This window comes from Luteibacter sp. KNZ12-1A (assembly GCF_056755675.1).
On the sequence record NZ_JBPGXU010000044.1, the window covers coordinates 23,754 to 30,323 of the forward strand.

The 6,570-nt window shown below is 64.0% G+C and carries 7 protein-coding genes; 6 read left to right on the plus strand and 1 reads right to left on the minus strand.

Features of this window, described 5'->3' with window-relative positions; translation table 11 throughout:
• Positions 1-3: 3 nt before the first annotated feature.
• The 4 genes from ACR9ZJ_RS10835 (at position 4) to ACR9ZJ_RS10850 (ending at position 2,379) form a co-directional block, all read left to right on the plus strand.
• Entirely contained in the window at positions 4-723 is a 720-nt protein-coding gene (locus ACR9ZJ_RS10835; protein ID WP_481287756.1) for a pseudouridine synthase, read from the plus strand.
• A 53-nt stretch (positions 724-776) separates the two neighbouring features.
• The gene (arfB, locus tag ACR9ZJ_RS10840) at positions 777-1,199 is read left to right on the plus strand and encodes an alternative ribosome rescue aminoacyl-tRNA hydrolase ArfB (protein WP_481287757.1); all 423 of its coding nucleotides are present in this window, start codon (positions 777-779) and stop codon (positions 1,197-1,199) included.
• The gene (locus ACR9ZJ_RS10845; protein ID WP_481287758.1) at positions 1,196-1,783 is read left to right on the plus strand and encodes a 1-acyl-sn-glycerol-3-phosphate acyltransferase; all 588 of its coding nucleotides are present in this window, start codon (positions 1,196-1,198) and stop codon (positions 1,781-1,783) included. Before arfB ends, ACR9ZJ_RS10845 begins: the two co-directional genes overlap by 4 nt.
• Before the next feature lie 137 nt (positions 1,784-1,920).
• The gene (locus ACR9ZJ_RS10850; protein WP_481281807.1) at positions 1,921-2,379 is read left to right on the plus strand and encodes a hypothetical protein; all 459 of its coding nucleotides are present in this window, start codon (positions 1,921-1,923) and stop codon (positions 2,377-2,379) included.
• Between the two features lie 3 nt (positions 2,380-2,382).
• Here ACR9ZJ_RS10850 and ACR9ZJ_RS10855 read toward each other — a convergent pair whose 3' ends face one another.
• Positions 2,383-3,300 carry a LysR family transcriptional regulator gene (locus ACR9ZJ_RS10855; protein ID WP_481282734.1) on the minus strand — a complete coding sequence of 306 codons (918 nt, stop codon included), beginning with the start codon at positions 3,298-3,300 and terminating at the stop codon, positions 2,383-2,385.
• Positions 3,301-3,553: 253 nt separating this feature from the next.
• On the opposite strand from ACR9ZJ_RS10855, the gene aceB reads away from it, so the two are divergent.
• Entirely contained in the window at positions 3,554-5,152 is a 1,599-nt protein-coding gene (aceB, locus tag ACR9ZJ_RS10860) for a malate synthase A (RefSeq protein ID WP_481287759.1), read from the plus strand.
• A gap of 25 nt (positions 5,153-5,177) precedes the next feature.
• Positions 5,178-6,467 carry an isocitrate lyase gene (aceA, locus tag ACR9ZJ_RS10865; protein WP_481287760.1) on the plus strand — a complete coding sequence of 430 codons (1,290 nt, stop codon included), beginning with the start codon at positions 5,178-5,180 and terminating at the stop codon, positions 6,465-6,467.
• Positions 6,468-6,570 lie beyond the last annotated feature (103 nt).

The following is a 6,570-nucleotide window of genomic DNA, read 5'->3' on the forward strand; positions in this document are numbered from 1 at the left end:
GCCGTGCTCGAGATCCTCTACCAGGACGACGACATCGTCGCCGTCAACAAACCCGCGAACCTGGCCGTGCACCGCTCGAAGTTCGTGGGTCCGGATGACGCCTTCCTGATCGATCTTCTGCGCGAGCAGGTGGAGGGACGCCTTCACCTGGCGCATCGCCTCGACCGCGCCACCTCCGGCGTGCTCCTGGTCGCCCGCTCTCCCGAGGTAGCGGGCCGGCTCGGCGAACAGTTCATGGGCCGCAGCGTGCGCAAGCGCTACCTCGCCGTGGTGCGCGGCTGGCCGGAGCCGGAGGAAGGGACGGTGGATTACCCCCTGCCCGGTTCGCGCGACACAGGACCGCGGCGCGAGGCCAGCACCGACTATCGCCGTCTTGCCACGGTCGAGGTCGACATCCCGCTGGGGCGCTACGAAAAGCAACGCTATGCCCTCGTGGCGGCGGAGCCGCGTACGGGCCGGTTCCGCCAGATCCGCAAGCATTTCGCCCACATCCATCATCCGATCGTCGGCGACAGCCAGCACGGACGCGGCGATCACAACCGCCTTTTCAAGCAACACTTCGCCTCGCACCGGTTGCTCCTGCATGCCGCCGCCTTGTCGTTCGCGCATCCGGTGGACGGCAGACCGTTGACGCCGCAAGCCGGCCTGGACGACACCTGGCTCAAGTTGCTCGAACGCTTCGCCTGGACCGAAGCCTTCAGGAACTGGCGCGACGCCCCGTAAGAATCGCGCCGCAGCATGCCAAGCGTCGTACCACTGCTAGACTTCGTCCCGCCATGCTCATCGTGACTCCCACCATCGCCATTCCCGACGCCGAGTTGATCGAGCGCTTCACGCGTGCCGACGGCCCCGGCGGGCAGCATGTCAACCGCACCGAGAGCGCGGTGGAACTGCGCTTCGACGTGGCTGGCTCGCCCTCGCTCCCCGAAGAGGTGCGCGCCCGCTTGCTGGCGCGCCGCGACCGCCGCATGACGGATGCCGGCGTCCTCGTCATCCAGGCACGGCGCTTCCGCGACCAGGCACGTAACCGCGACGATGCCCGCGACCGCCTCGCCGACATCGTGCGGGAAGCCACGGTCGTGGCGAAGAAGCGTGTGGCGACGAAACCGACGCGCGCCTCCAAGGAACGGCGGCTCACCGGCAAGACCCAGCGCGGCCAGGTGAAGCGCACGCGGTCGCGCGACTGGAGCCACGAGTGATCGGGGTTCCCGAGCGACTACCGCCCCAGGTGCCATCGTTGCCCGACTCATGGTGGAAGCGCTTCTGCCGCTGGGCGATCGGCCTGAGTGGATGGCGGCTTGTAGGCGAACTGCCCGACTTGCCCAAGGTCGTGCTCATCGGCGCGCCACATTCGTCTTATTGGGACGGCGTGTGGGGTTTGCTGATGAAGTCGGCGCTCGGCCTCGACCTGGGCGTGATGATCAAGCGCGAAGTGCTCAATGGCCCCTTCGGTCCCATCGTGCGCCGCCTCGGCATGATCCCCATCGACCGTTCCGCGGCGACGAACGTCGTGGACCAGATGGTCGAGCGATTCGCCACGCACGACAAGATGTGGCTTGGCATTGCGCCGGAAGGCACGCGCAAGGCGGTGAAGCAGTGGAAGTCCGGCTTCCTGCGCATCGCCCGTGCCGCTGGCGTTCCCATCCAGACCGTCTTCATCGATTACCCGACGAAGACGTTCACGGTGGGCCCGCTGGTGAATGCCAGTGCGGACATCGAGGGCGATCTCGCCTCCATTCGCGCCATGTTCGCCGGGTACCGCGGCAAGCACCGCGGCGTTTGATGGTCTGACGCGCCAATCCCACAGGGAAAAGCGAGATAGCTTTGAGTACTTCAGCTACTCGGCACGCTGCACATTCCTGACAGCACCTGACTGTTTTATGCGCGACGCTCGCAATCTACTTTTAGCGAGTGCGCTTCATGATCATTCCATCATGGCTCAGGCGATTTGATACTCCGCCTGCGAAAGTCGATGTACTGGGCAAGGTCGGTCAGCATCGCTGTGACCCGGTACGGCTTTCGTGGCGCCTTCCTGGCCCTGTGAAGCAGTCGCTCAAGCAAATGGACCTGACGCGCGTGCGTCCTTCGGAATTGCTTGTAATCGCTTCGGCACTGCGTAAAGAGGGCCTGATGTCCGGGTCTGCGTTAGACAAGATCAAGGATTTCACACTCGATGCCCATGGCAAGCCCGGTCCAGATATTCCGTTCGACTTTCTGCGCGACGTACGCCAAGGTCTTGCCGTTGCGAAAGCCGTGTCGCGCAAGCAAGGGAACTTCGCTCCGGAACGGCTGTACGCAGAGTTCGCCATGAGTGCCCGTGGCTTGAATTATTTGGCGGCAGCCATCAAGGGGATACGCCCGGTTGATATCTACGGGTAAAAGTCAGCGTTCCGAATGCCCCGACTCGTCGTAATCGCGATGCGTCAGCAAGCCGGGGCGGATCAGGTCGATGAACGCGCGTGCCTCCGGGCTGAGGAACTTGCCCTTGCGCATGACGACGCCGTAGCTTCGCTGGGGAAAGAACTGGCGCAGGTTGCGCACGGCGAGCCGCTCACGGTCGGCTTCCGTGATGCAGATGCCGGTGACGATGGAAATGCCCAGCCCCATCGCCACGTACTGCTTGATCACGTCCCAGCCACCCACTTCGATTGCGACGGTATACGGCACGTGCCGTTGCTGGAACACCATGTCGACCAGGCGAAACGTGGTCAGCCGCTGAGGGGGGAGGATCAGTCCGTACGGCGACAGGTCCTCCAGGCGGATGTCGTCGAGCGAGGCGAGCGGATGATCCGGCGGCATGATCAGCATCGGATCGTAGTGATAGACCGGTGCCCATGCGATGTCGTTCGGCACATCGAGCATCGAGCCGATGGCGATGTCCGCTTCGTCGGCGCGCAACAAGGCAAGGCCATCCTTGCCCGTGACGTTGGCCAGTTGCAGGTGCACCGACGGGTAGCGCTCGCGGTAGGCCTTCACCAGCTCGGGCAGCAGGTATTGGATGGTGGACGAGCCCGCCGCCACCGTGAGCTTCCCTCCCTGGGAGCCACGAGTCTTCGTGTGGAACTCGCGATCCAGGTTCTCGAGCCCTTCCACGAGCGGACGGGCCATCTCGTAGAGCGCCTCTCCGGCATCGGTAAGGGTGACGCGACGGCGGGTCCGTTCCAGGAGCGGAGCTCCCAATTCCCGCTCCAGCGCCTTCAGCTGCAAGCTCACGGAGGGCTGAGACAGGAACAGTGCCTCCGCGGCACGACTGAGAGTGCCCAGGCGCGTGATGTAGACGAAGGCTCTCAACTGCTTCAGGCGGTTGCCCTTGTAGTAGAAGCGGGCGGCGGCATCGCTTCCCGAATCGGCGGCCCGCGTCTTGCCGCGCGAAGCCTTCGTGGCCTTTTCACCGACGGGATTCAGCTTCTTTGTCACCGGCAACTCCATTTAAGTCAATCATTTACCACATTCATTAACATTGTTAATGCTTGTCTTTGAAACATATGCTTTGTCAAAAGCATAGCCCCGGGCCTAGCGTGGATACCAGACCCACGTCCGGAGGCTCAGTCCCATGGCAGTTCCCAAGATCGCGATCGACCCGCAGGTTGGCATCCGCTTCGGCGACGATAGAGGCGCCTACAGCGACATCCTGACGCCCGCCGCCGTCGCCTTCGTGGCCGGACTCCACCGCCGCTTCGACGGCCGCCGCCTTGCCCTGCTGGCGGAACGCGTGGCCCGGCAACAGCGATATGACGCAGGCGAACTGCCCGACTTCCGCGCGGATACCGCTTCCATTCGGAAAGATGACTGGTCGGTCGCCCCCATCCCCCTTGCACTCCGTGATCGCCGCGTGGAAATCACGGGCCCGGTGGAACGCAAGATGATCATCAACGCGCTGAACTCCGGCGCCAGGGTGTTCATGGCCGACTTCGAGGACTCGAGCGCCCCGACCTGGGCCAACCAGATGGACGGTCAGCGCAACCTTCGCGATGCGGTGGACGGGAGCATCGAGTTCACCAACGCCGAAGGCAAGGTGTACCGCGTGGGCAAGGATCCCGCCGTGCTGGTGGTGCGTCCGCGCGGCTGGCACCTGCCGGAGCGTCACGCGGAAGTCGACGGCGATGTGGTCGCCGGCGCCCTGGTGGATTTCGGCCTGTTCGCATTCCATAACGCGAATACGCTGCACGAGCGGGACCGCGGCCCCTACTTCTACCTGCCGAAGCTGCAGAGCATGGAAGAAGCCGCGTTATGGAATGACGTGATGACACACGCCGAAAGCGAGCTTGGCCTTCCGTATGGAACGATGAAGGCCACGGTGCTCATCGAGACGTTGCCTGCCGTGTTCCAGATGGACGAGATCCTGCATGCGTTGCGCGATCGCGTCGTCGGCCTCAACTGCGGTCGGTGGGACTACATCTTTTCCTACCTCAAGACGTTCCGTAACCATGCCGATCGCCTGCTCCCCGAGCGTGGGCAGGTCGTGATGACCGTGCCCTTCCTCAAGGCGTATTCGGAGTTGCTGATCCACACCTGTCACCGCCGTGGCGCCTTCGCGATGGGCGGCATGGCCGCACAGATTCCGATCCGCGGCGATGACACCGCGAACGAGGCGGCGATGGCCAAGGTGCGCGCGGACAAACTGCGTGAGGTCACCGCCGGCCACGACGGCACATGGGTCGCGCATCCCGCCCTGGTTCCCATCGCACGGTCGATCTTCGACGAACACATGCCGACGCCGAACCAGTTGCATGTGCTGCGCGAGGATGTCCAGGTGACCCGCGACGCGTTGATCGCACCCGCCATCGGCACGATCACGCGGCAAGGTTTCGACAACAACGTCGAGGTCTGCCTGCGCTACACCGCCGCCTGGCTGGAGGGTCTTGGCTGCGTGCCGATCCATAACCTGATGGAAGACGCGGCCACCGCCGAGATAGCCCGCGCCCAACTGTGGCAATGGCTGCATCACGGCCCGCTGGAATTCAGCGACCACGCGCACATCGACATGGCCTTGTTCGATCACGCCCTGGCAACGCATTGCCACCGCCTGCGCGAAAGCACCCAGCCCGGAGCCAGTCGTGCCGAGGAAGCCGCCGCGCTGATCTCCGCGCTCACCCATGCCGACGAGCTACGCGATTTCCTCACCCTGCCCGCCTACGAACACCTGGCCTGAAATCTTCTTTCCACGGAGTCCCACGATGAAGACGCATACCGCCGAACAGATCACGCTCGACTGGAAGAACAACGAACGCTGGAGCAACGTCGAGCGCCCCTACGCGGCCGAGGACGTGATCCGCCTGCGCGGCACGGTCCAGGTCGAATACACGCTTGCCCGGCGCGGCGCGGAGCGCCTGTGGCGCTCCATCCACGACAAGCCCTACGTCAACGCACTCGGTGCGCTGACGGGCAATCAGGCGATGCAGCAGGTGAAGGCGGGGTTGCAGGCCATCTACCTGTCCGGCTGGCAGGTGGCCGCCGACGCGAACACGGCGGGCACGATGTATCCCGATCAATCGCTGTATCCGGTCGACTCGGTGCCGAACGTCGTCCGCAAGATCAACAAGACCCTGCTGCGCGCCGATCAGATCCACCATGCCGAAGGCAAGGACAACATCGATTGGCTCGTGCCGATCGTCGCGGATGCGGAAGCCGGCTTCGGCGGTGTATTGAACGCGTACGAATTGATGACCCACATGATCGAGGCCGGCGCCGCCGGCGTGCATTTCGAGGACCAGCTCGCCAGCGCGAAGAAGTGCGGCCACATGGGTGGCAAGGTGCTGGTGCCGACGCAGGAAGCGGTGCAGAAACTGGTCGCCGCCCGCCTCGCCGCGGACGTGGCGGGCGTGCCCACGCTGATCGTCGCGCGCACCGATGCAATGGGCGCAGGCCTGGTCACGTCGGACGTCGACGATTACGACAAGCCCTTCCTCACCGGCAAGCGCACGGTCGAGGGCTTCTATGAGAGCAAGCAGGGTATCGAGCAGGCGATCAGCCGTGGGCTTGCCTACGCACCGTACGCGGACCTGATCTGGTGCGAGACGGCGACGCCGGACATGGAACAGGCGCGCCGCTTCGCCGATGCCATCCATGCGAAGTTCCCGGGCAAGAAACTCGCCTACAACTGTTCGCCGAGCTTCAACTGGAAGAAGAACCTGGACGAAAAGACCATCGCCACCTTTCAGAAGCAGTTGGGAGAGATGGGCTACGCCTTCCAGTTCATCACCCTTGCCGGCTTCCATGCGCTCAACTACTCGATGTTCCAGCTGGCACGCGGCTACCGCGATCGTCAGATGGCCGCCTACGTCGAATTGCAGGAAGCGGAGTTCGCGGCGGAGAAGGACGGCTACACGGCCGCCAAGCACCAGCGCGAGGTCGGCACGGGCTACTTCGACACGGTGAACCAGGTGATCTCGGGCTCCCTGAGTTCGCTCTCGGCACTCAGCGGCTCCACCGAGGAAGAGCAGTTCCACCCGGCTTCGGCGGCCTGAGAGCGGGCCAGAAAGTAAAAATCGGCCAGCGCCAAGGAGGCGGGCCGATCCGGGCAACGAGGGGAATGCCGCGAGAAGAAAGGCCTGTCTCTTATACACATCT

Coding starts and splice junctions, on each gene's coding strand:
- ACR9ZJ_RS10850 (WP_481281807.1), top strand. CDS start 1,921: ATGATCATTCCATCATGGCTCAGGCGATTTGATACTCCGCCTGCGAAA.
- arfB (WP_481287757.1), top strand. CDS start 777: ATGCTCATCGTGACTCCCACCATCGCCATTCCCGACGCCGAGTTGATC.
- aceB (WP_481287759.1), top strand. CDS start 3,554: ATGGCAGTTCCCAAGATCGCGATCGACCCGCAGGTTGGCATCCGCTTC.
- aceA (WP_481287760.1), top strand. CDS start 5,178: ATGAAGACGCATACCGCCGAACAGATCACGCTCGACTGGAAGAACAAC.